General features: G+C 35.4%; 22 protein-coding genes and 1 pseudogene. 16 read left to right on the forward strand and 7 right to left on the reverse strand.

Translation table 11 applies throughout. The annotated features are described in order from the left end of the window. Positions 1 to 88: 88 nt before the first annotated feature. Positions 89 to 2,680 (forward strand): ATP-dependent chaperone ClpB, encoded by a 2,592-nt coding sequence (gene clpB, locus QWY78_RS00260; RefSeq protein WP_290215671.1) that lies wholly within the window; start codon positions 89 to 91, stop codon positions 2,678 to 2,680. 394 nt (positions 2,681 to 3,074) lie between these two features. On the opposite strand, the gene QWY78_RS00265 is transcribed toward clpB, so the two are convergent. The 6 genes from QWY78_RS00265 to QWY78_RS00290 all read right to left on the reverse strand — a co-directional run bounded on the left by QWY78_RS00265 (position 3,075) and on the right by QWY78_RS00290 (position 7,920). Continuing rightward, entirely contained in the window at positions 3,075 to 3,272 is a 198-nt protein-coding gene (locus tag QWY78_RS00265; protein WP_290215672.1) for a hypothetical protein, read from the reverse strand. 3 nt (positions 3,273 to 3,275) lie between these two features. Beyond that, positions 3,276 to 4,532, reverse strand: coding sequence for a S8 family peptidase (locus QWY78_RS00270; protein ID WP_290215673.1), 1,257 nt, complete (start codon positions 4,530 to 4,532; stop codon positions 3,276 to 3,278). Positions 4,533 to 4,543: 11 nt separating this feature from the next. Beyond that, positions 4,544 to 5,125 (reverse strand): hypothetical protein, encoded by a 582-nt coding sequence (locus QWY78_RS00275; protein WP_290215674.1) that lies wholly within the window; start codon positions 5,123 to 5,125, stop codon positions 4,544 to 4,546. Beyond that, positions 5,126 to 5,824, reverse strand: a complete 699-nt coding sequence (locus tag QWY78_RS00280; protein ID WP_290215675.1) for a hypothetical protein — start codon at positions 5,822 to 5,824, stop codon at positions 5,126 to 5,128. It abuts the gene before it with no gap. 10 nt (positions 5,825 to 5,834) lie between these two features. Then, complete coding sequence (locus QWY78_RS00285; protein ID WP_290215676.1) at positions 5,835 to 6,704, reverse strand: DUF2589 domain-containing protein; 870 nt, start codon at positions 6,702 to 6,704, stop codon at positions 5,835 to 5,837. A gap of 388 nt (positions 6,705 to 7,092) precedes the next feature. Continuing rightward, positions 7,093 to 7,920 carry an endonuclease/exonuclease/phosphatase family protein gene (locus QWY78_RS00290; RefSeq protein WP_290215677.1) on the reverse strand — a complete coding sequence of 276 codons (828 nt, stop codon included), beginning with the start codon at positions 7,918 to 7,920 and terminating at the stop codon, positions 7,093 to 7,095. Positions 7,921 to 8,060: 140 nt separating this feature from the next. Between QWY78_RS00290 and QWY78_RS00295 the strand changes: the two genes are divergently transcribed. Further along, the gene (locus QWY78_RS00295) at positions 8,061 to 9,986 is read left to right on the forward strand and encodes an ABC-F family ATP-binding cassette domain-containing protein (protein WP_290215678.1); all 1,926 of its coding nucleotides are present in this window, start codon (positions 8,061 to 8,063) and stop codon (positions 9,984 to 9,986) included. Here the strand turns inward: QWY78_RS00295 and QWY78_RS00300 are convergent. Further along, positions 9,983 to 10,858, reverse strand: a complete 876-nt coding sequence (locus QWY78_RS00300; RefSeq protein WP_290215679.1) for a DUF4846 domain-containing protein — start codon at positions 10,856 to 10,858, stop codon at positions 9,983 to 9,985. The genes QWY78_RS00295 and QWY78_RS00300 overlap by 4 nt on opposite strands. 127 nt (positions 10,859 to 10,985) lie before the next feature. On the opposite strand from QWY78_RS00300, the gene QWY78_RS00305 reads away from it, so the two are divergent. The 14 genes and pseudogenes from QWY78_RS00305 (at position 10,986) to QWY78_RS00370 (ending at position 23,065) form a co-directional block, all read left to right on the forward strand. After that, a complete protein-coding gene (locus QWY78_RS00305; RefSeq protein ID WP_290215680.1) occupies positions 10,986 to 12,314 on the forward strand; it encodes a hydroxymethylglutaryl-CoA reductase, degradative in 1,329 nt (442 codons plus the stop codon). A gap of 1 nt (position 12,315) precedes the next feature. After that, positions 12,316 to 12,486, forward strand: coding sequence for a hypothetical protein (locus QWY78_RS00310; protein ID WP_290215681.1), 171 nt, complete (start codon positions 12,316 to 12,318; stop codon positions 12,484 to 12,486). An 87-nt stretch (positions 12,487 to 12,573) separates the two neighbouring features. Next, a complete protein-coding gene (locus tag QWY78_RS00315; RefSeq protein ID WP_290215682.1) occupies positions 12,574 to 12,960 on the forward strand; it encodes a DUF423 domain-containing protein in 387 nt (128 codons plus the stop codon). A gap of 274 nt (positions 12,961 to 13,234) precedes the next feature. After that, the gene (locus QWY78_RS00320) at positions 13,235 to 13,885 is read left to right on the forward strand and encodes an ATP-binding cassette domain-containing protein (RefSeq protein ID WP_290215683.1); all 651 of its coding nucleotides are present in this window, start codon (positions 13,235 to 13,237) and stop codon (positions 13,883 to 13,885) included. Between the two features lie 49 nt (positions 13,886 to 13,934). Continuing rightward, positions 13,935 to 14,801: pseudogene (locus QWY78_RS00325) on the forward strand (DMT family transporter). 116 nt (positions 14,802 to 14,917) lie between these two features. After that, on the forward strand, positions 14,918 to 16,111 hold the full coding sequence (sucC, locus tag QWY78_RS00330; RefSeq protein WP_290215684.1) for an ADP-forming succinate--CoA ligase subunit beta: 1,194 nt from the start codon (positions 14,918 to 14,920) through the stop codon (positions 16,109 to 16,111). Positions 16,112 to 16,382: 271 nt separating this feature from the next. Beyond that, on the forward strand, positions 16,383 to 17,201 hold the full coding sequence (locus QWY78_RS00335; RefSeq protein WP_290215685.1) for a M23 family metallopeptidase: 819 nt from the start codon (positions 16,383 to 16,385) through the stop codon (positions 17,199 to 17,201). 6 nt (positions 17,202 to 17,207) lie between these two features. Next, positions 17,208 to 17,615: a bactofilin family protein gene (locus QWY78_RS00340; RefSeq protein WP_290215686.1), complete on the forward strand. Its 408-nt coding sequence runs from the start codon at positions 17,208 to 17,210 to the stop codon at positions 17,613 to 17,615. Between the two features lie 428 nt (positions 17,616 to 18,043). Next, complete coding sequence (rpsL, locus tag QWY78_RS00345; RefSeq protein WP_290215687.1) at positions 18,044 to 18,457, forward strand: 30S ribosomal protein S12; 414 nt, start codon at positions 18,044 to 18,046, stop codon at positions 18,455 to 18,457. 26 nt (positions 18,458 to 18,483) lie between these two features. Further along, a complete protein-coding gene (rpsG, locus tag QWY78_RS00350) occupies positions 18,484 to 18,960 on the forward strand; it encodes a 30S ribosomal protein S7 (RefSeq protein WP_290215688.1) in 477 nt (158 codons plus the stop codon). Positions 18,961 to 18,966: 6 nt separating this feature from the next. After that, positions 18,967 to 21,084, forward strand: a complete 2,118-nt coding sequence (fusA, locus tag QWY78_RS00355; protein WP_290215689.1) for an elongation factor G — start codon at positions 18,967 to 18,969, stop codon at positions 21,082 to 21,084. 18 nt (positions 21,085 to 21,102) lie between these two features. Continuing rightward, on the forward strand, positions 21,103 to 21,408 hold the full coding sequence (gene rpsJ / locus QWY78_RS00360) for a 30S ribosomal protein S10 (RefSeq protein WP_002661363.1): 306 nt from the start codon (positions 21,103 to 21,105) through the stop codon (positions 21,406 to 21,408). A gap of 285 nt (positions 21,409 to 21,693) precedes the next feature. Further along, positions 21,694 to 22,524 carry a GLPGLI family protein gene (locus tag QWY78_RS00365; RefSeq protein WP_290215690.1) on the forward strand — a complete coding sequence of 277 codons (831 nt, stop codon included), beginning with the start codon at positions 21,694 to 21,696 and terminating at the stop codon, positions 22,522 to 22,524. 46 nt (positions 22,525 to 22,570) lie between these two features. Continuing rightward, positions 22,571 to 23,065 carry a low affinity iron permease family protein gene (locus QWY78_RS00370; protein WP_290215691.1) on the forward strand — a complete coding sequence of 165 codons (495 nt, stop codon included), beginning with the start codon at positions 22,571 to 22,573 and terminating at the stop codon, positions 23,063 to 23,065. Positions 23,066 to 23,068 lie beyond the last annotated feature (3 nt).

Genomic DNA, 23,068 nt, shown 5'->3' on the forward strand with positions numbered 1-23,068 from the left:
AGAATAAATAAATAATTGAATAAGAAGAGTGAGAATTCGTAACTTTATAGGGATTCTTACTGTTTCTACAAATTAAAAAATAATTACGATGAATTTAAATCAATATACCGTAAAATCACAGGAAGCTATTCAGAAAGCCCAACAAATCGCCATGGAATTCGGGAATCAGAGTATTGAGCCCCAACATTTATTGGAAGGTATTTTTCAAGTCGATGAGAATATCTCTCTGTTTTTGTTAAAGAAATCAGAGGCTGAATTGGCTTTGGTACGAGAGAGAAATCGCGAGAATATCGAAAAACTACCGAAAGTAGAAGGTGGAAATATTTACCTGTCCCAATCTGCCAATAAAGTTTTACTCGATGCGCCAAATGTGGCAAAAAAAATGGGCGATGAATTTGTAACCATCGAACATTTATGGCTGTCGCTTTTTGAGGTGGGTGCTGATGTTTCGAAAATGCTCAAAGATATGGGCATCACCAAAACTGGTTTAGAAATGGCCATAAAAGAACTGCGCAAAGGGTCGAAAGCAACTTCTGCAAGTTCCGAAGAAACCTACCAAAGTTTAAATAAATACGCCAAAAATTTTAATGACCTTGCCGCAGAAGGAAAATTGGATCCGGTGATTGGTCGGGATGAAGAAATCCGCCGTGTTTTGCAAATTCTATCCCGAAGAACGAAAAATAATCCCATCCTAATCGGAGAGCCTGGCGTGGGTAAAACTGCGATTGCAGAAGGCATTGCCCACCGGATTATTTCCGGCGACATTCCTGAAAATCTCCAGGATAAAACTTTGTATTCTTTAGATATGGGTGCACTAATTGCGGGTGCAAAATATAAGGGTGAATTTGAAGAACGATTGAAATCGGTGATTAATGAAGTGATTAAGTCTGATGGACAAATTATTTTATTCATCGATGAAATCCACACTTTAGTTGGTGCGGGTGGTGGAGAAGGTGCAATGGATGCAGCGAATATTTTGAAACCTGCCTTAGCGAGAGGTGAACTTCGTGCCATTGGTGCAACCACTTTAAATGAATATCAAAAATATTTTGAAAAAGATAAAGCCTTAGAAAGACGCTTCCAGAAAGTAATGGTGGAAGAGCCCGATACGGAATCTGCAATATCAATTTTGCGTGGAATTAAAGATAAATACGAAGCGCACCACAAAGTTCGCATCAAGGATGAAGCGATTATAGCTGCCGTAGAGCAATCTCAACGCTATATATCGGATCGTTTTTTACCGGATAAAGCCATCGATTTAATTGATGAAGCTTCTGCAAAATTACGAATGGAGATCAATTCAAAACCAGAAGCATTGGATGTTTTAGACCGAAAATTAATGCAGATGGAAATTGAGTTAGCCGCTATTTCTAGGGAGGGAAATGATATTAAAGTGGGTCATTTGAAAGAAGATATTTCCAAGGTTTCGGAAGAGCGAAATGAAATCAATGCGAAATGGCTCAAAGAGAAACAAAAATCAGAGGATCTAACTTCCATTAAGAAAGAAATTGAAGCACTAAAATTGGAAGCAGAACGCGCTTCCAGAGCAGGTGATTATGCAAAAGTTGCCGAAATTCAGTACGGAAAAATTAAAGAAAAAGAAGCTGATTTACAAAAATTGGAGCTCGAAATGCAAAACCATCAAAATGAACTCATCAAAGAAGAGGTCACGGCGGAGAATATTTCTGAAGTTATTTCTAAATGGACGGGAATTCCTGTTACCAGATTAATTCAGTCTGAACGAGAAAAGTTACTCCATTTAGAAGACGAACTCCACAAAAGAGTTGTTGGCCAGGAAGAAGCCATAGAATCAGTAGCAGATGCAATCCGAAGAAATCGTGCAGGATTAAGCGATGAAAAAAAACCAATTGGTTCATTTTTATTCCTTGGAACAACCGGTGTTGGTAAAACGGAACTCGCAAAAGCGCTCGCAGAATATCTTTTTGATGATGAAAATAATATGACCAGAATTGATATGAGTGAATATCAGGAAAGACACTCTGTGTCGCGGTTGGTTGGCGCTCCCCCAGGATATGTTGGTTATGATGAAGGTGGGCAATTAACGGAAGCGGTGCGCAGAAGACCTTATTCTGTCGTACTTTTAGATGAAATTGAAAAAGCGCATCCCGATGTTTTCAACACTCTTTTACAAGTTTTGGATGATGGAAGATTGACCGATAATAAAGGTCGTGTGGTGAATTTTAAAAATGCTATTGTAATCATGACGTCGAACTTAGGGTCTCATTTAATACAAGAAAATTTTGAAAATCTTACCGATGATAATGTTATTGAGGTCGTTGAAAAAACAAAAGAAGAGGTTTTTGCATTATTAAAGCAGACTTTAAGACCAGAGTTTTTAAATCGAATTGACGAGATTGTTCTCTTTCAACCTCTGAATAAAAAAGAAATAGGTAAAATTGTTAATTATCAGTTGCGTGGATTTAATGAAATGTTGGCTAAACGTGGAATCATTTTGACCGCTACAGAAGATGCAATTCAATATATTACCAACAAAGGGTACGATCCCAGCTATGGTGCACGACCACTGAAGAGGGTTTTGCAGCATGAGGTTTTGAATAAATTATCAAAGGAAATTTTGGCAGGAGCCGTTAATGACGGCGATAGAATCACCTTGGATTATTTCGATGAAAGCGGGTTGGTCTTTCGGGCAATGGAATAATTAGGTTGAGCTGAATTAAAAATTATGTAATTTGAAATTTCAAAAAGGTGATATAAATTTTTATGATAAATATTATGAAAAACTATCGTATTTAATTTTGAATTTCAAATAAAAAGATATTCCTTTGTGGTATTCTAAAACTGTAACAGGTAGAAGAATAAATTTTTTTTTCATCATTTGTGTTTTTAGAATCCACTTTCATCGGTGGATTCTTTTTTTTTACTTGTTATAGGAGTATGTCTATAATGAAAATAGAAAAAAATCACTTAAAAATTTTGTAGTCTCATAAATATTATATTTCTTTGCTGCGTTCTAAAGCAATCAAATGCGATAGAACAAATTTTTTTTCATCATTTGTGTTTTTAGAATCCACTTTCATCGGTGGATTCTTTTTTTATACAGAAAAATCAGTTTTTTCTTCTTCTAAAGTTACAAAGTCGGGAAATTCGATAAGTTTTAATTTTTTTTGACTCTCTATTTTCAAAACTTTTAATTTCGGATAATATTTTAGAATTTCTAAGCCTCTTTCTTGTAGATTTTTTTTTACTGAGCTGAATTGAGCTGTAGATCTTAAGGTGGCAAAATAAATCATAACTCAATTTTTTTGAATTAAACCATTCCCAATATCTCGGTATTTCAGAGAAGTAATGCTTTTGGCACGATCCTCTAAAAGTTTCCAGATTTCAAGCGCAGAAAGTTGCGGGAATTCTTCCATATAAAGAGCTGCCATGCCAGAAACGTGGGGTGTTGCCATACTTGTCCCGCTCATCAGCTTATAGCCAGACAGATTGCCTTTCTTCTGCGTATAGCTGCTAAAAATATCAACGCCTGGAGCAGCTACATTAATATTTCCACCGTTTACTGCATTAATTCCACCATTAGAAAATGAAGCAACTCTCATTTGGCTATCAATCGCCGCAACAGCCATAAAACATTCAGAATTTGCAGGTGCAGAAACCGGTAAAGGTAAAGCTGGTCGTTTGCTATCGTTACCAGCAGCAGCAATTAATAAGCAATTACTCTCTAGGGCTCGTTTTCCGACCACATCAAATAATGGAGAAGGAAATTCATTAAATTTAACTGGTGATGCCAGCGAAAGTGAAATGATTTTAAACTGTTTAGAAATTGCCCAATCAATCGCATCGATGATGCTAGAAGTAGAGCCTTTGCCATTATTATTTAGAACTTTTCCGATTTTAATGTTGCAATCTTTTGCTATACCATAGCGTTTTTGATTATCTAACCTGCAGTTTCCCGCCGCAATTCCTACGCAATGTGTACCGTGACCCAAAGGATCCTTGTCCCAATCCTCTCCTTCGATAAATGATTTACCCTCGATGTTTCTCCCTATATAATCGGGATGAGACGCCTCAAAACCAGTATCTAATATACAAAGATCAATTCCTTTTCCGGAAAACTGTGTTTTATCGATTCCGATTGCTTTTAAGCCCCATTCGAAATTGGTAAGTGAAATTGGTGGTAAAGGTTTGTGTAGGATATAATCCTCAAGTTCATTAATTTTTTCAGTAAGAATTTTTGCCTTTAATTTTAAATCTTGTAACATAGCCAACTCTGTGGCGGTGTAAAAATCTCTTTCTTTCTCATAGTAAATAATGGGATTTTTGTCATTTTTTATAGCAGCGTTTAATTGATCTGGATCTAAATCATCAACAACCATAACATTTAAATTTTGATACAGCACTCCTTGATTTTCATTAATAATATCGAAGGATCGGTTTTCTTTGGAAAGATTTTCGGAAAGAAAAAAACTGACTGAAAACTCTTTTTCCAATTTTTTTAAAGAAGATTTCTCTTGGTTCTTTAGTAGAACGATGTATTTTTCTTGTGCCATTTTTCTTTATTTTAGGTATTTATTTTAGAAAGATTTTTCTCAAATAAAAGATAAATATCTTCGGTCATTAAAGACATCTTAAGTTTTTTATCTATACTTGAAAAACTTTCATTCTGACTCATGATATTTAACCAGTAAACTTCAATTTTTTCGATAGAGTTGAGGCTTTTTATGGTAGGGTCACTCAGTAAACCATTTTGAATAAGACCAATCATCAGATTAGAAATGATTTCTTCTCCCTCTTCCAATTTAATATGCTCTGTAGTGAATAATTTCATCAGTATTTCATATACGTTTTCTAAGGCATTGAACGCAAAGCCCCAAAAAGCTTCTCTTCTCCCAGTTTGTATTTTCTGTAGGGATACTGGATTAAATCCTTTTTTCACCAGTGAAAGCATATTGGTGATTTTTAGAATTTCAGCTTCAATCGTGGTGTTTCCATTGGTTTTAAAATAGGATAAAAGTTGATCCGCAAAATCTTCGAATTGCCGTTCAAAATCATAAGACCTCTTTCCAAATAAAATTTGGATTTCATTAAAATTTTTTAGGAAATTTTCATAAACCTGTACTTTATGATGGATGAATTCTTGCATTTATTCAAAAGTTATTTCCTCAATTTCATTACCATCTCTATCTTTGAAAGTCAAAATCCGGATGCCTTCTTCTTCCATTTCTACATGCAGGTTTATAAAAAGTTTCTCTTTATCTTCGGCTCCTGTCGTATTTGGGTCTATAAAAATATTTTTAATTTTTGAACTGACCAGATTGTATCGGTCCCGGATCGACTCCTGCAAAATATTGATGAGTGCATTGTTTTCAACCTCATTTTCATTCCCTTGTGGTTTAAAGACATTCAGGTTTAAAGATTTTATTTGGCTCGTAAAATCTATTTTTTTAATATCTGTTCCGAGATTCTTAGTGAACTTTTGATCTTTATTTTCTAATGTTTTAAATAGGGTTTGAAATTCTTTTGTTCTTAAATCTTTATCTTCTAAGGTTGATATTTGAAGATTTTTAGAAAGATTAATCGCTCTTATTTTGTCATTCACCTCCTTTAAAAAAACCTGAGGTTCATTTTTAAAATTAAATTTTGAATCGGCATCAATGTCTGTGATTTTAAGTGGGATGTCCATTTTTATGGTTTGCATCGTATAACGCGGTACTTTAAAATATTTTAGATATTCATGATCGGCATATTCTTTTGCAATCTTTACCGCGTATTCATCCGCTGCTTTTCGCGCCTGGATAATCTCCGTATTGAGATAATCCAGGTAATCTGATAACTTTACCATTGTTTAAAATTTATTGTGACAAGAGACCTAAAACTTTTTCGAGACCAGCGGGCATTTCGTCGTTGGTGGCTCTTACTTTAACACCTAGGGAATACTCTTTTTCTATTTTTATGCCCGTGCTAGATGAACGTTTGTAAGAAACATCAACTTTAAACTTAACGGGGCCAAATCCTCCTGAAACTCCAGCATTAATACCGAATTCGCTGCTTACATCTTTCGTGTAAGTAGAGTTTAATTTTACATTAAAATCCACTTCGCAACTTTCAATTCGAAAACTTGGAACATTTAGCAAAGCAATGAATGGAACTTTAATTTCCATATCTGTAGGGATGGTCGGGTCTTCATCAGGAGTCTCTGTTTCCGAAATATAAGCTGGATTCGGCGCATTTTTTTTGTAAATAAATTCTGCCATTCTTAGTTTTTTCTCCGCGCCTTCCCCTTCAAAACCAACTTCATTAATAAAATTGACGGTGCTAATCGAGGCATTGGATTGTGCTTTTACGCACGCGTCGAGTGGGCCGCCAATAATTGTTGCGAAATCAATGCTTCCCAATTCAGCGGCAAAGTTAGCGTCGGAAGCGTCGGATGTTGAAAATATATTATCGTCTGCCGCCATTTGTCCAAAGATTAGTTTTAAAGTACTGGCAGAAATACCTGCCAAGGAGCTTTCCCATTTGTCTTCGTATTTGCTTTTAAAGGTGTTAAAAATTTCCAAGATTTCTTTCTTAGAAACCTCTTCTAATTCCGAAGGAGAAATCCCACTTATTTTTTCGTAAACCGACGGCGAAAGTAATTTTTCAACGCCAGTTAAAATGTCAATTAATTGGGTTTTTGTTTTTTTAGATTGATCTTTTTCTAAAATTGATTTCAGTGTTTTCATTTTGTAAGGTTTTAGTTTTTAGTAAATTAACAATACAAAATTACTTTAATAATTACTTTTACGATAAGGGAAATGACGGGATTGCGCAAGGTGATTTAACCCAAGATTTCATAGTGCAAATTAATTAGAATATTTAGGAAACTTATCGGTCTGCAAAAATATAGCACGTCTGCAAAATGAATTTTACTTACAAATTGCTCTAGAAGGTCGATAATAGATTAGAATTTCAAATAGGAGAATCACTCAATAATAAAAGAATAAGGAGTACAATCTTTTAACTGCAAAGAAATTTTAATAAAATCAGTACAGTAAGCGGGAAAAAAGTTGCAAACTCCTTCCTATAAAAGCACCAATTCGAAATTATTTCATGCAGAGCATAACCTCAATATCAAAAACGAAGTTCTACCAAAACAGGGAAGTGATCAGATGGATAAAGTAGGTTTTCTCGCCGATCATTTATGGCACGATAGGTTTCGCAGGTCATGTTTTTTACAAATACATAATCGATTCGCTGTGTAGGCACCGTGTTTGTGTCAAAATTGGTGAAGGTGCCTTTTGGACCATATGGCTTTTTCACAGAATGTTTATAGCAATCATTTAAATTTGTGGAAAGTATTTGAATAGGCACCGTTTCTTCAGTTAAATTAAAATCACCTGTAAGAATAACAGGAAAGTTTCTAGGGTTGATTTTTTTGATTTTATCTAAAATTAAAGATGCTGAATTTCTACGTGCTTCATTTCCAATATGATCAAAATGAACATTGAAAGCCCAGAATTTTTTACCGCCTTTTTTCATTTTAAACAATGCGTAGGTGCAAATGCGAGGATAAGCAGCATCCCAACCTTTCGAGGGAATATTAGGGGTTTCACTCAGCCAAAAAGTTCCTGATTCTACCACTTTTAATTTTTCTGTATCATAAAATATTGCCGAGTATTCGCCTTTATTATTTCCATCATCGCGACCAACTCCTACAAAATCGTAATGATTCAAACTTTTTTTAATATCGACCATTTGTTGCGGAACCGCCTCTTGTACGCCCAACACTTCAGGATGATAATAGTTCAATAAATCCAATGCTTCAGATTTTCTGTTGGTCCAAGAGTTTTCTTTGTCAGAATCTAAGGAGAGACGAATATTGTAAGTCATGACCTTTAACGATTGCGCTTGCGCAGAAATAAAGCATAAGAACGTAAACAGGCCAATTAATTTTTTCATGGTGATTTTTTAAAATTAAGGTAAAGGTAAATATTTATGTTGAAATTTTAAGTAAGTCGGGTCTCAACATAGGCTGTAATTCAATTAGTTTCACTACTTTTGCACCTCGAAAATTCACTTATCAACTAGTATGCAATAATATGATTTCTGTTCAAAATTTAGGCCTTCATCACTCCGGGAATTACCTTTTTCAAAATGTAAATTTTACCATCAAAAAAGATGATAAAATTGGTTTGGTCGGTAAAAATGGAGCAGGTAAATCTACTTTGTTAAAGATGATTACTGGCGAAATTAATTTCTACGAAGGCAGTATTGTTCCCGAAGGAAATGTAACAATGGGCTTCCTAAAACAGGATTTAGATTTCGTGAAAGGAAGAACGGTTTGGAATGAAACCATGCAGGCATTTGAACAAATTAATGCCATGAAAAATGAGTTGGATGAGGTGAATCACCAATTGGTAACCAGAACCGATTATGAAAGTCAGGCGTACGAAAATATTATTCACCGAATGACGGAGCTTAACGATCTTTTGATGCACCATGATGCCTACAATTTGGAAGGCGATGTAGAGAAAATTTTGCTGGGGTTAGGTTTTAAAGCAGATGACTTTCATAAAATAACCGATGAATTTTCAGGAGGTTGGCGAATGAGAATTGAACTGGCGAAACTTCTTTTGCAGAAAAATGATTTGATGCTCCTTGATGAGCCAACCAATCACCTGGACATGGAATCCATCATTTGGCTGGAAAGTTTTTTGAAAGAATATCCGGGCTCCATAGTATTGGTGAGCCACGACAAACAGTTTATGACTTCCGTTTGTAACCGGACTTTTGATATAAATAACCGAAAAGTTGATGATTATAAAGCCAATTATACCAAATATTTAGAATTAAGTTTAGAAAGAAAAGAGAAGCAAATCCAAGCCAAGAAAAATCAGGATGTGGAAATTAAGCAAATGGAAGATAATATTAACCGTTTCCGCGCTTCTGCAACCAAATCCTCTTTCGCGCAGTCTTTAATTAAAAAATTAGATAAACTCGAAAGAATTGAAGTTGATACGGATGATGTTTCAAAATTTAATATTCGATTTCAACCTGCGGTGACTCCTGGAAAAGTAGTTTTTGAAGCGAAAAATCTTGGAAAAGCCTACGGTAAAAAACAAATTTTTGATAAGGTAGATTTCTTCATCGAACGTGGCCAAAGAATCGCTTTACTGGGTCAGAACGGTCAAGGTAAAACAACTTTAGCCAAAATTTTATCCGGTGAAATCACCGATTATACTGGCGAATGGAATTTGGGTCACAACGTAAATATTGGTTATTTTGCTCAAAACCAAGAGGAAGTTTTAACACCGAATAAAACCGTTTTAGAAGAAGCAGAAGATTCGGCGACCGAAGAAACGCGTCCGAGAGTTCGTGATCTACTGGGAAGTTTTCTTTTTCAGGGTGATGATGTGACTAAAAAAACCAAAGTGCTTTCTGGAGGTGAAAGAAACCGTTTGGCTTTGTGTAAATTATTACTGCGTCCTTTCAATACCTTGATTATGGATGAGCCTACAAATCACTTGGATATTCAGTCTAAAGAAATTATCAAGCTGGCATTACAAAAATTCGAAGGAACTTTAATAGTGATTTCACACGACCGTGAATTTTTACAAGGATTAAGCGATAAAATTTTCGAGTTCCGTGATGGAAGAATGAAAGAATTTTTGGGCGACATCAATGATTATCTGCAATTCCGTCAGAAAGAAAGTATCCGCGAAATTTCGGCAGAAAAATCAAAACTACAAGAATTAAGATCAGAGCCTGAAGTTGAAAAGAAAGTAGAAAAACCGGTGGAAGTGAAAACCACCCTTGTTACGAAAGATCAAAAAAATATTCAGAATAAAATCAAAAAAGTAGAAGAAAGAATTTCTGAACTCGAACTAAAAATCGAAGAGATGGAAGCCACTTTTGCTACTGAAAATCCCTCGGCTGAAACTTTGGAAATCTATAATACAAAAAAAGAAGAATTGGATTTGGCTTTGCAAGAATGGGAATTTTTGGGAACACAGTTGGAAGCTTAAAACCTACGAAAATTACTTGGCTTAAAAATGTATCTTGCCGTAAAGGTTGCAGGGGAATTTACATCCAATTCATACCACGGTGAGATATTTTTATTAATAGGATTTTTCAATAAATGAATCGATTGAGCCGGCGTAAAACCTTCGGCCAAAAGGAATAATCTTTTCCCTTCTTTATTTTCTGCAACTCCTGCAATGAAAACGATATGACCGGGACTTCCGGCGGTAATTAATATATCGCCAGATTTTAAATCTGATGTTTTTAGCACAGGTTTTGTTTCTTTGTTTAAAGAAATTGTGCCTGCATAGGTAAATATTAAATCTAAATATTTTCTAAAATTTTCGTAGGAGTCATCCAAATTTTGCGTTTTTCTGAAACTGACATTATTACCATTTACAACCGCGCGAACCCCATTTTTGTAATCATTCCAAGTCATTAAATCTCCGCTTGTAAAATGAAATTTTATTTCATCGAAGTTTTTCGATTTAAATAAATATTCGGCTCTTAATCGTATAAATGCGTCTGCACATTGTTGTAAATCTTTGCTTCCAATGTCGATATCGAAGATCGCTTCGTGAAGATTTTGGGTGGCAATTTCGGTTCCATCATATTTTAAGATGGGTGAATTGTAGTTTTTCAGTTTATGTTTTTCCAGATATTCACCAAAGCTTCCTGCTTTTTCTTCCACCCAAATATAGTCTTCTGGCGGATATAATCGTTCTTTGATGCTATTTTTATCGGGATTAATTTTTATTGAAGTTTTTGTTTCTGAAATTTCAGGATTTTTTACGTCCCTATTTTCCGGTATAAACTCGGCCGTCTTTTTACAATTAAAAAGAAAAAGTAAAAAAACTAAAAAGAATATTTTTTTCATTATTAAACGGTGTTAATTCTACAACGTGATAAATATTTTTTTATGATACCTTCGCCATAACTCAGCAGCTCAATAACCGATAGGACTCTAAAAAATTCCTATCTTTGAAATTCAAAAATTTATCTTTATGAATCACCAACCGGTTGAAGGTTTTTCTAAACGCTCGAAACAAGGAAAAATCGATTGGCTTATCAAAGAATATCTGAATGAAGACCGTAGTTACGAACAAGTTCTTCAACAGTATTGGAATGACGATCCTACTTTGCAAAAATTGCACGAAGAATTTTCAGAAAACACGATTTCTAATTTTTATATGCCCTACGGAATTGCACCCAATTTTTTGATCGATGGGAAGCTACTGGCTTTGCCGATGGCGGTGGAAGAAAGTTCGGTTGTAGCGGCAGCTTCGAAAGCAGCAAAATTCTGGATTGATAAAGGGGGTTTCAAAACAACCATCATCAACACGAAAAAATTAGGTCACACTCATTTTATGATGAAAGTAGAACCTCATAAAATCTTACATTTCTTCAATTTTAATTTAAAGAAAAAATTATTTGAAGCTACGGAAGAAATTACCAAAAACATGCGGAATCGCGGTGGTGGGATTTTAAACATCCGACTCATCGATAAAACTGCAGATTTAGAAAACTATTTCCAATTGAAAGCGAGTTTCGATACCGTGGATTCCATGGGTGCCAATTTTATCAATTCCTGTTTGGAGCAGTTTGGAAAAACTTTAACAGAAGAAGTGCAAAGAGAAGAGAGTTTCACACAAGAGGAAAAAGATTCTTTGCAAATTGTGATGAATATTCTGTCTAACTTCACACCAGACTGTATTGTAAGAGCCGAAGTTTCCTGCAAAATTGAAGACTTGAAAGACGATAGTGGTATCTCTAATGAAGAATTTGCAACCAAATTTAAACGTGCGGTAACGATTGCCGAGATTGAACCTTTCCGTGCAACTACCCACAATAAAGGAATTATGAATGGAGTAGATGCAGTGGTAATTGCTACCGGAAATGATTTTCGGGCAACTGAAGCCTGCGCGCATGCATACGCCGCAAAAGATGGAAAATATTCCAGCTTAACCCATTGCACCATCGACAACGGAGTTTTTAGATTCTGGATCGATTTACCGATTTCTGTAGGAGTTGTGGGCGGTTTAACGAATCTTCACCCGCTGGTTAAGTTTTCTTTGGCTTTGTTGGGAAAACCATCTGCACAGGAGCTTATGAGTATTTTAGCGGTTTCGGGCTTAGCGCAGAATTTTGGAGCGCTACGCTCTTTGGTAACCACAGGAATTCAAAAAGGTCACATGAAAATGCACTTGTTCAATATTCTGAATCAATTGGGAGCGACCGATGAAGAAAAAAATCATTTCGTTACCTATTTCAAAGACAAAACGGTGACCCATCACGAAGTGATTACAGAATTTAATAACCTGAGAAATAAATAAAATGTTTCAACTTTTTTTAGGCGTTTTGCTACTCATTTTTGGTATTTTTCTAAAAGTCACCAAAGATCCAGGATTTGCCAAGTCCAAAAAATTCTCTTGGATGTTTATTGCCATTGGCATTTTGTCGATCATCGGCAAACTTGTCATTATTTATCAAACAGGAAAATTATAAATTGAATTCGCCTTTCATTACAATTGCAAACAAACAGCTTTTGAGATGGGCGATTCCCTATCATCTTAATTAAATAAAAATCTACCTATGAAAAATACAACCTTAATTTTCGGAGCAGTTTACGGATTGGTCTCTGTAATTTTAGGCGCTTTTGGTGCGCACGCATTGAAGAAAGTAATTTCTTTGGACAAACTTCAAAGTTTTGAAACTGGCGTGAGATACCAAATGTATGGCGCATTTTTTTTGTTGATTGTGGGTTACATCTTAAAATTTGAAACTTCCGCAGAAAGATGGATCTCTATATTGATGATCGGCGGAATTTTCCTTTTTTCAATGAGTATTTATTTATTGGCTTTCAGTGAAGTTGCCAGTATTCCTTCCAAAATAGTAGGTCCAATAACGCCTTTAGGTGGTTTGTTGATGATCATCAGTTGGGCAATGTTGATTTTCTATTTTATTAAAAACAAATTTTAAGATTGAAGGTCGTATCAGCATATTGGTATTTCTATAAAAATATTTTTGTTGTCACAACCGTTTTAAGCACCGTTGTTGCAGTATTAATGGGTTTTAGTTTTAAGACTTTTGCATTATCTTATTTGCTTTTTAATCCATTTTTTCATTTTATGATTTATGAGATCAGAAATAAAAATGAGTATTATTTTTACGCAAATTTTGGTTTAAGCAGAATGTTTCTTTGGGTAATGACACTGTTGATAAGTTTTATTCTTCACTTTTTTGCATAGTAATTATGAATTTGCACATAGATAGTATAGAGAAATCCTTTGGAGAAAAGAAATTGCTTCAGGATATTTTTATTACTTGCAACACAGGCGAAATAGTAGGAATTCTTGGTAGAAATGGCAGTGGAAAATCTACCCTTATGGAAATTATTTTTGGAACAGTGAAAGCCGAGAATAAATTTGTTAGAGTAGGGAAAATAATAATTAAATCTGTTATTGATAATAGAAATTTGATCCATTATCTTGCACAAGATCATTTTTTACCAAAACATTTAAAAATAAAAACCATCATTTCACTTTTCTGTAATAAAGAGGATGCAGAAATATTGAAACGGCACCATTTAATTATCAATTTTTTAAATGAAAAGCCAAAAAATCTTTCTGGTGGAGAAAATCGTTTGGTAGAAATTTTAATTATGCTTTTTTCAGATTGTAAATTCTTGCTTTTAGATGAACCGTTTCATTCTCTTTCGCCGAAAATTATTGAAGAAATAAAATTGCTGATCAAACAGATAGCAAAACATAAAGGAATTATAATTACAGATCATCAATATCAAAATGTTTTAGAAATTTCTGATCGAGTATTGCTTTTAAAAGATGGTGCAACCAAGATCGTCAATGGTCAACAAGATTTAAGAAGATTTGGGTATTTGAATTAATAATGTGGGATTTAACTATTTGTAACAATTTAAAAGTAACTTATTCAAAATGACTAAACCCAGAATTGCATTATTCATCGGAATTTTGTGCATTTCTATTTTCCCGGTTATTGTGAAAATGAATCTTACTTCGGGACTTATTTCGGCATTTTATCGGATGGCAATTGCCACGGCAATTATTTTTCCGATTGCGATTTACCAGAAAAAGCTTAAGGTAGACAACATCAAAATGCTTTTGCCAATGATGATTTGTGGCGTTTTGTTTGCCTCAGATATTGCAGTCTGGAATGTGTCAATTCAAAATTCTTCTGCTACGCAGGCAACCCTACTTACGAATCTGTCACCGATTTGGGTCGGCATTTTTTCTTTTGTATTCTTGAGTTATCGCCCCCGAAAAAGCTTCTGGATCGGCACTTTAATCGCGTTAATGGGAATGATGGTTTTTGTGGGAATCGATACGATTTTAGAATTGAGTTTAGATTTTGCCTTCTTTCTCGGTATTCTTTCCGGATTATTTTATGCGCTTTATATTTTAGCCAGTAAATAAGTGCTGGCAAATCTAGAAGTCATTACTTTTATGACTTACAGCATGATTTTCAGCACTATTTTTCTTTTCATTATTAATGTTTTTTTTGCTGAGCGTTTCGTTGGTTTTTCATCTCAAGCATGGGTTTCTCTCGCGGTTCAGGGTGTTGTTTGTCAGCTAATTGCCTGGTTGCTTATTAGTTATGCGACAAAAAACATGCGAGCGACAAGGGTTTCTTTGAGTTTATTGAGCCAAGCAATATTCGCGACGATTCTGGCTGCAATATTCGTCAATGAAAAAATAACGGTGGTACAAATGGTCGGCAGTATTATAATATTGGTGGGGATTGCTACGACTTTTTATGAAAAGGCAAAACCTGCAATTCAGTAATTTTAAAAACCTTAAAAAGGTTTTCGGCAAAAATTTTAAGGCGTTCAACGGTTATCTTCTCAAATTTTCTTAAATTTGTCAATCTTTAAAAAAAATAAATATCTAATTAAAATATTATGAATCTTCACGAGTACCAGTCCAAAGAAATTTTGGCAAAATACGGAGTTAACATCCAACGAGGTTTTATCGCAAACACTGTGGAAGAAGCAGAAACAGCAGCGAAAAAACTGACTGAAATGAATGGTAGCGAAGGATGGGTCGTTAAAGCACAAGTTCACGCAGGTGGACGTGGAAAAGGTGGCGGTGTTAAGTTTTCTCCAAACATGGATAAGCTGAAAGAAAATGCTGGAAACATCATTGGAATGCAGTTGGTCACTCCACAAACTTCTGCAGAAGGTAAAAAAGTGAATTTCGTTTTGGTCGCTGAAGACGTATATTATCCAGGAGAAACGGAAACCAAAGAATTTTACGTTTCTATTCTTTTAGACAGAGCCCAAGGTAAAAATATGATTGTTTATTCTACTGAAGGTGGAATGGACATCGAGCATGTGGCAGAAGTTACTCCTCATTTAATTCATAATGAAACCGTAGATCCAAGTGTTGGATTACAAGGTTTCCAAGCAAGAAAGATTGCATTCAACTTAGGTTTAGAAGGTACTGCTCATAAAGATTTTGTGAAATTTATTACCAATTTATACAGTGCTTACGTAGGAATTGATGCTTCGCTTTTTGAAATCAACCCGGTTTTAAAAACTTCTGACAATAAAATTATTGCCGTTGATGCTAAAGTTTCTTTAGATGACAACGCATTATTCCGTCATAAAGATTTGGCAGAATTAAGAGATACAAGAGAAGAAGATGCTACTGATGTTGAAGCTGGTGAAGCTGGATTAAACTTCGTGAAGTTAGATGGTGATGTCGCTTGTATGGTAAATGGTGCTGGTCTTGCAATGGCGACTATGGATATCATTAAATTATCTGGTGGTAACCCAGCGAATTTCTTGGATGTTGGTGGTACCGCTGATGCGGAAAGAGTTCAGAAAGCATTCGGGATTATTTTGAAAGATCCAAATGTAAAAGCTATTTTGATTAACATCTTTGGTGGTATCGTTCGTTGTGACCGTGTAGCACAAGGTATCGTAGATGCTTATAAAGCCATGGGAAGTTTGCCAGTTCCATTGATTGTGAGATTACAAGGAACCAATGCAGTTGAAGCAAAACAATTGATTGATGAGTCTGGTTTGCCAGTGCATTCTGTAATTACTTTGGAAGAAGCAGCCAATAAAGTAAAAGAAGTCTTAGGACACTAAAGTTTTTTTAAATACTTAAAACCGTCTCGTCATTTATTTGAAGAGGCGGTTTTTTTTGTTCAATTGGTAAAGAGAATTAGTTATTAAAAATTATTAATGCTGAAAAGTACTGTTATTGGGATAAAACTAGAAATATGTAGATGTGTTTTTGTTTGATTTTAGTCGTTATTTTTATGATTTGAGTCATGAAAACGGTTGTTTTGTGAAATATATCTCTGTTTTTTGGTGTAATTAATTAAAAATAGTTAAATTTGTCGTCCAAATAAATGTTATGTTTAAAAAAACGACTTCTGTTCATTTTATAAATGCGGAAGGTAACGGTAACAGAATTATGGTTATTCCTACCTTCGTACTGCTTTATTGGAAGAAATTTATATTCGTAATCGGTGGTGTCTTATCTGTTCTTCTTCTTGTTTTAGGTGTTTTTATTTACCAAAAAACGAGTGAAATATATAAAGAAGAGTTGCACCGAGCAAATTATATCAAAAGTAAAATTGATATGCAAAAACTACAGGAATCCTTTCAATCCATCAATCAAAGCATGTTGAAAATTAACGGATTTATGCAAGAACGTGGCTTGCAAAAATTCTCAATGAAAAATGTTGGAGGTGAAGAAGGTTTTGATATTCAAGATGTTAACGAAGTCAGCAGTTTCTATGTAGGTTATATAAAAGAAATAGAAAACGCAATTACCAATGTGCCTTTGGGAAAACCACATCATGGAGAAATCACTTCTCATTTTGGAACTCGTGAAAATCCATTCTCGGGAGGAGGTGCAGAAACCCATTCAGGTATGGATTTCAGAGGAAATACCGGAGACCCAGTTAAGTCTACAGCGCACGGTAAAGTGAGTTTCGCAGGCGTGAAAGGTGGATATGGAAATTGTGTAATCATCGACCATGGTTACAATTTACAAACGCTATATGGACATTTCTCTCAAATCAAAGTAAAAGCAGGACAAGAAGTACAGTCGGGTGAAGTGATCGGTGCAGTGGGAAGTACGGGTAGGAGTACGGGACCGCATTTACATTATGAAGTGCATTTTAAAGGGGAAAGAATCAACCCAGAATTATATCTAAATTTTAAATAAAGACTGATGTTCAAATTTAATTCAAACTCCAACGTAACCAATTCTAAAGTAACCAATGAAGCAATCACTACGATTATCGGTGAAGATTTGGTGGTTGAAGGAAACTTAACTTCTCTCGCTAGCATTCGTGTTGATGGAAAAGTAAATGGTAATGTAGACGTTCAGAAATTAGTGATTGTCGGCGAGAAGGCGCAAGTGTCTGGTGATATTTCAACCAAGAAGATTATTGTTTTTGGTAAAATTACGGGAAATATTAAAGCAGCCGAAGTTCAAATTAAAAAAACAGGCCTTGTTAATGGTGATATCATCGTGCAGGCGATCGAAATAGAAATGGGTGGAAAATACAACGGCAATCTGATCATGAATTCCATCCAACAAGAAGAAAAAAAATTCGAGAAAAATAGTAAGTCGTAAATCAACTTTGGTCAATAGTCATTGGCGCTTGCCGTGTTGATTATCTTCAAATGATCTGCGTATAAATTCATTTTCAAATGAACTTCTTTACATCAATATATGAACGGCTGTTTTAATTAAAATTGCCGTTTTTTTATTTAGGGTCAGGGAAAAACAAATTTGTTATTTTTAAAACAGATTTAAACAACCTCGTATAAAAATTAGCCGTACCCGTGATTTTATATTCGTGAATGAACTAAAAACCGAGTATAATTACAGTAATTTTTAAAAATACTATTTTAAAATATGAAGTTAATTTTTTCCTGAAAATGGTTCTGCTGCTAGCTTCACTCCATATTTTTTTAAATTAGTTAAAAATATTACGGAATCTAGGGTGGTCAATTCAAAATAATTTCCTATTTTTGCCCCCTAAAATAAAAAGCAATTTAATGCCTACTATTCAACAATTAGTAAGAAAAGGAAGAGTCTCGCTTGCCAAGAAGAGCAAATCGGCGGCCCTTGAATCCTGTCCACAAAAACGAGGTGTATGTACAAGAGTATACACCACAACTCCAAAGAAACCTAACTCTGCACTTAGAAAAGTGGCAAGGGTAAGACTTTCTAATGGTAAAGAAGTTAACGCCTATATCCCGGGCGAAGGACACAATCTTCAAGAGCACTCGATAGTATTGGTTAGAGGCGGAAGGGTGAAAGACCTACCGGGAGTACGTTATCACATTGTTCGTGGAGCTTTGGACACCGCAGGTGTAGCTGGAAGAACTCAAAGAAGATCTAAGTACGGAGCAAAAAGACCAAAACCAGGTCAAGCTGCGGCAGCACCAGCAAAAGGGAAGAAAAAGTAATCATTAATTAGTAAAGAAGCGAAACAATGAGAAAGACAAAAGCGAAAAAAAGACCGTTGTTACCGGATCCTAAATTTAATGATCAACTGGTAACAAGATTTGTAAACAATTTGATGTTTGATGGTAAAAAATCAATCGCATTCAAAATTTTCTATGATGCAATAGATATTGTAGAAAGTAAAAAAGGGGATAACGAAAAAGAAGGTTTGGAAATCTGGAAAGATGCCCTAACTAATGTTATGCCACACGTAGAAGTACGTTCAAGAAGAATCGGTGGTGCAAACTTCCAGATTCCAATGCCAATTAGAGCTGATAGAAAAATTTCTATGGCGATGAAATGGTTAATCAAATATTCTACAGCAAGAAACGATAAATCAATGGCTCAGAAATTAGCCTCTGAAGTGATCGCTGCTGCTAAAGAAGAAGGTGCTGCTTACAAAAAGAAAACAGACACTCACAGAATGGCTGAAGCAAACAAAGCATTTTCACACTTTAAATTCTAATCTGAAATGGCAAGAGATCTTACATTCACAAGAAATATTGGTATTGCCGCGCATATTGATGCCGGTAAAACCACCACGACAGAAAGAATTTTATTTTACACAGGTAAAGTTCACAAATTAGGAGAAACTCACCAAGGTTCATCACAAATGGACTGGATGGAGCAGGAAGCAGAAAGAGGGATTACCATTACTTCTGCAGCAACTACCTGTAAATGGATTTTCCCAAGACATGAAGGTGAGCCTACGCCAGGTTCTCACGAATACCACTTTAATATTATCGATACCCCAGGACACGTAGATTTTACCGTTGAGGTTAATCGTTCATTAAGAGTATTAGATGGTTTGGTATTTTTATTCTCAGCGGTTGATGGTGTTGAACCTCAATCTGAAACCAACTGGAGGTTGGCAGACAACTATAATGTTGCGAGAATGGGATTCGTAAACAAAATGGACCGACAAGGTGCTGACTTCCTTATGGTTGTAAACCAAGTAAAGGAAATGTTAGGATCTAATGCAGTGCCAATCGTTTTGCCAATCGGTGCTGAAGAAAACTTCACTGGAGTTGTAGATTTAATTAAAAACCGTGCTATCAAATGGCATGATGATACTTTAGGTGCTACCTTCGACGTTGTTCCAATTCCGGAAGATATGTTGGAAGAAGTACACGCCTACAGAGAAAAATTAGTTGAAGCAGTTGCTGATTATGATGATACTTTGATGGAGAAATTCTTCGAAGATCCAGATTCAATCTCAGAAGACGAAATCAACGAAGCTTTAAGAAAAGCAACCATCGATATGTCGATTATCCCAATGACTTGTGGTTCTTCATTTAAGAATAAAGGAGTACAATTTATGTTGGATGCAGTATGTAAATACTTGCCTTCACCAATGGATAAAGAAGCAATCTACGGTACCAACCCAAAAACAGAAGAAGAGGTTTCTAGAAAACCTTCAGTTACTGAGCCTTTCTCCGCTTTAGCATTTAAAATTGCTACCGATCCTTTCGTAGGAAGATTAGCATTCTTTAGAGCATATTCAGGAAGACTTGATGCAGGTTCTTATGTGTTAAACACAAGATCAGGTAACAAAGAAAGAATTTCTAGAATTTACCAAATGCACGCTAATAAGCAAAATCCTGTAGAATATATTGAAGCAGGAGATATTGGTGCAGCAGTTGGATTTAAAGATATCAAAACAGGAGATACTTTGTGTGATGAGAAAAACCCAATCGTTCTAGAATCGATGGTGTTCCCAGATCCAGTAATCGGTATCGCTGTAGAACCTAAAACAAAAGCAGATCAGGATAAGATGGGGAACGCTTTGGCAAAATTGTCAGAAGAAGATCCTACTTTCCAAGTGAAAACTGACGAAGCTTCTGGTCAAACGATTATTTCAGGAATGGGTGAACTTCACCTGGATATCTTGATCGATCGTATGAGAAGAGAATTCAAAGTTGAGGTGAACCAAGGTGAGCCGCAAGTAGAATACAAAGAAAACCTTACCCAAGTTGCTGCCCACAGAGAAGTTTATAAAAAACAATCAGGTGGACGTGGGAAATTTGCAGATATTCAGTTTGAATTAGGCCCAACCGACGACGGTAAAGCTGGTCTAGTATTCGTAAATGAAATCAAAGGTGGTAACATTCCAAGAGAATTTATTCCATCGGTAGAAAAAGGTTTCAAAGAATCTATGAAAAACGGTCCTTTAGCAGGATTTGAAGTAGAAGGAATTAAAGTAACTTTGAAAGACGGATCTTTCCACGCAGTGGATTCAGATGCATTATCTTTCGAGCTTGCAGCAAAAATGGGCTTCAGAGAAGCAGGTAAAAAAGCGAAACCAGTAATCATGGAACCAATCATGAAACTGGAAGTAGTAACTCCAGAAGAATACATGGGAGATATCGTAGGCGACCTTAACAGAAGAAGAGGAACCGTAAACGGTATGGATGACAGAAACAACGCGAAAGTAATCAAAGGATTCGTTCCACTTTCAGAAATGTTCGGTTATGTAACTTCATTGAGAACCCTGTCTTCAGGTAGAGCAACATCTTCAATGGAATTCGAAAAATACGAAGCAGCTCCTCAAAATGTCGCTGAAAAAGTAATCGAAAAAGCAAGAGGTTAATATTTAAATTAGATCAAAATGTCACAAAGAATCAGAATAAAATTAAAATCTTACGATTACAATTTGGTAGACAAATCTGCTGAGAAAATCGTAAAAACGGTAAAAGCTACCGGTGCTGTTGTAAACGGTCCGATTCCTTTGCCAACGAATAAGAGAATCTTCACCGTGTTGAGATCTCCTCACGTTAACAAAAAAGCAAGAGAACAATTCCAACTATCTGCACACAAAAGATTGATGGACATCTATTCTTCTTCTTCCAAAACAGTAGATGCCCTAATGAAATTAGAGCTTCCTTCAGGAGTTGATGTAGAAATTAAAGTGTGATAAAATCACCTTTGCTATGATAGCAAATCCCTTTTCGAAAGAAGAGGGATTTTTTTTGGGAGCAACCAAATTTTCGCATTTGTTCGAAGAATCGTACCCGCTTTTCATTCCAATCTTTTTCTTCCCGCCGAAGCGAAAAGAAAAAGGATTTCCATTGCAATCGGGGCTAGAAATTCAGGCAGTTTTTCTAACCAAAGAATTTTTTTCAAAACTCAAACCTTCAAGGTTTTAAAAACCTTGAAGGTTTATAAAAAATCCCTATTTTTGGCTTAGAAAACCCAATCAATGAAAAAACTATTTCTCCTTCTCATCTTTCCCCTTTTCTTTTCCGCACAAACCCACCGTTTTATCTACGAATACCAATTCAAAAGCGATTCGTTAGCAAAAGAATTCTCCAAGGATAATATGATTCTCGATGTCAATCCAGACGAGGTAAAATTCTATCCGCACATCTACGCGGAAAAAGACTCCATCAATAAAGTACAAAAAACAAGAAGTTATATCTGGGAAGAAGTTTTACCCGCGCTCACACGAAAAAGAAATACCAACGAAAATACTTCGTTCGTCTTATTAAACGATTTTTTTAAAATAGAAACCAAAGACGAAATGACTTGGAAACTTTCCTCAGAAACAAAAAATGTTGGAAATTACAAACTACAAAAAGCAACCACCAATTTCGGCGGTAGAAACTGGACCGCTTGGTTTAATTCTGAAGTGAATTTAAATGAAGGACCGTATAAATTTAGAGGATTACCAGGTTTAGTATTTGAGATTTCCGATGATAAAAACAATTTTAAATTCAGTTTAATCAAAAGTTATCAACTCAAAGAAACGTATGATACCCGTGATATTTTAGAAACATTTGCGGGGGATAAACCGATTTTGGTTAGTGAAAAAATGTTGCTAAAAAAGCAATTAGAATTATTCAATGATCCTTTGCAAGATTTCAAAGAAGATTTTAAATCAGGTTCTGGTGACACAAAATACTACGTGATGGGAACACAAGTGAAATCGATAGAGCAGTTCAAAGATCTTACGCTCCAAACCCAGGAAAGAATGCGTAAAGAAAACAATCCCATCGAATTGGATAGGGCCATTAAATATCCCACAAAATAGATTTCTCTTTCATTTATAATTTACCTTTGTACAAATTATAAGTGAAATGGCACAGTCGAAAAAATCATATTTTGAAAAGTTCGCCAATCTGGCAACAACTTTCACCGGAAGTTCCCTCGCATTTTTGGGCGCCCTGTCAATAGTTATTATTTGGGCAGTTTCTGGACCTATTTTTAACTATTCCGAAACATGGCAGCTGGTCATTAACACCGGAACTACCATTATTACTTTTCTGATGGTTTTCCTTATTCAGAAATCTCAAAATAAGGATTCCAAGGCTATTCAGATAAAATTAAATGAAATCATTGCTTCCAATGAACGTGCGAGCAATCGGATTGTAGATATTGAAGATCTTACCGAAAAAGAACTTGATCAACTTCATTTATTTTACGCAAAGTTAGCCGATGAAGCTGAAGAAGATATTGATATTCACTCCTCGCATTCTATTGACGCCGCCAAAAGAAACCAAAATTTCAAATACGCTAAATTTCAAACCCGACACGAAGAATGGCTTCAAAACCAACAAAAGGAATCGAATTGATTC

The sequence above is a fragment of the Kaistella yonginensis genome, from assembly GCF_030409525.1.
GTDB lineage: Bacteria > Bacteroidota > Bacteroidia > Flavobacteriales > Weeksellaceae > Kaistella > Kaistella yonginensis.

What these genes read in the sequence shown, in the direction of transcription:
- QWY78_RS00305 (WP_290215680.1), top strand. Translation starts at nt 10,986, where the DNA reads ATGAATCACCAACCGGTTGAAGGTTTTTCTAAACGCTCGAAACAAGGA.
- QWY78_RS00315 (WP_290215682.1), top strand. Translation starts at nt 12,574, where the DNA reads ATGAAAAATACAACCTTAATTTTCGGAGCAGTTTACGGATTGGTCTCT.
- QWY78_RS00300 (WP_290215679.1), bottom strand. Translation starts at nt 10,858, where the DNA reads ATGAAAAAAATATTCTTTTTAGTTTTTTTACTTTTTCTTTTTAATTGT.
- QWY78_RS00280 (WP_290215675.1), bottom strand. Translation starts at nt 5,824, where the DNA reads ATGGTAAAGTTATCAGATTACCTGGATTATCTCAATACGGAGATTATC.
- fusA (WP_290215689.1), top strand. Translation starts at nt 18,967, where the DNA reads ATGGCAAGAGATCTTACATTCACAAGAAATATTGGTATTGCCGCGCAT.
- rpsG (WP_290215688.1), top strand. Translation starts at nt 18,484, where the DNA reads ATGAGAAAGACAAAAGCGAAAAAAAGACCGTTGTTACCGGATCCTAAA.
- QWY78_RS00335 (WP_290215685.1), top strand. Translation starts at nt 16,383, where the DNA reads ATGTTTAAAAAAACGACTTCTGTTCATTTTATAAATGCGGAAGGTAAC.
- clpB (WP_290215671.1), top strand. Translation starts at nt 89, where the DNA reads ATGAATTTAAATCAATATACCGTAAAATCACAGGAAGCTATTCAGAAA.
- QWY78_RS00340 (WP_290215686.1), top strand. Translation starts at nt 17,208, where the DNA reads ATGTTCAAATTTAATTCAAACTCCAACGTAACCAATTCTAAAGTAACC.
- QWY78_RS00275 (WP_290215674.1), bottom strand. Translation starts at nt 5,125, where the DNA reads ATGCAAGAATTCATCCATCATAAAGTACAGGTTTATGAAAATTTCCTA.
- sucC (WP_290215684.1), top strand. Translation starts at nt 14,918, where the DNA reads ATGAATCTTCACGAGTACCAGTCCAAAGAAATTTTGGCAAAATACGGA.
- QWY78_RS00265 (WP_290215672.1), bottom strand. Translation starts at nt 3,272, where the DNA reads ATGATTTATTTTGCCACCTTAAGATCTACAGCTCAATTCAGCTCAGTA.
- QWY78_RS00290 (WP_290215677.1), bottom strand. Translation starts at nt 7,920, where the DNA reads ATGAAAAAATTAATTGGCCTGTTTACGTTCTTATGCTTTATTTCTGCG.
- QWY78_RS00270 (WP_290215673.1), bottom strand. Translation starts at nt 4,532, where the DNA reads ATGGCACAAGAAAAATACATCGTTCTACTAAAGAACCAAGAGAAATCT.
- QWY78_RS00365 (WP_290215690.1), top strand. Translation starts at nt 21,694, where the DNA reads ATGAAAAAACTATTTCTCCTTCTCATCTTTCCCCTTTTCTTTTCCGCA.
- QWY78_RS00295 (WP_290215678.1), top strand. Translation starts at nt 8,061, where the DNA reads ATGATTTCTGTTCAAAATTTAGGCCTTCATCACTCCGGGAATTACCTT.
- QWY78_RS00285 (WP_290215676.1), bottom strand. Translation starts at nt 6,704, where the DNA reads ATGAAAACACTGAAATCAATTTTAGAAAAAGATCAATCTAAAAAAACA.
- QWY78_RS00320 (WP_290215683.1), top strand. Translation starts at nt 13,235, where the DNA reads ATGAATTTGCACATAGATAGTATAGAGAAATCCTTTGGAGAAAAGAAA.
- rpsL (WP_290215687.1), top strand. Translation starts at nt 18,044, where the DNA reads ATGCCTACTATTCAACAATTAGTAAGAAAAGGAAGAGTCTCGCTTGCC.
- QWY78_RS00310 (WP_290215681.1), top strand. Translation starts at nt 12,316, where the DNA reads ATGTTTCAACTTTTTTTAGGCGTTTTGCTACTCATTTTTGGTATTTTT.
- rpsJ (WP_002661363.1), top strand. Translation starts at nt 21,103, where the DNA reads ATGTCACAAAGAATCAGAATAAAATTAAAATCTTACGATTACAATTTG.
- QWY78_RS00370 (WP_290215691.1), top strand. Translation starts at nt 22,571, where the DNA reads ATGGCACAGTCGAAAAAATCATATTTTGAAAAGTTCGCCAATCTGGCA.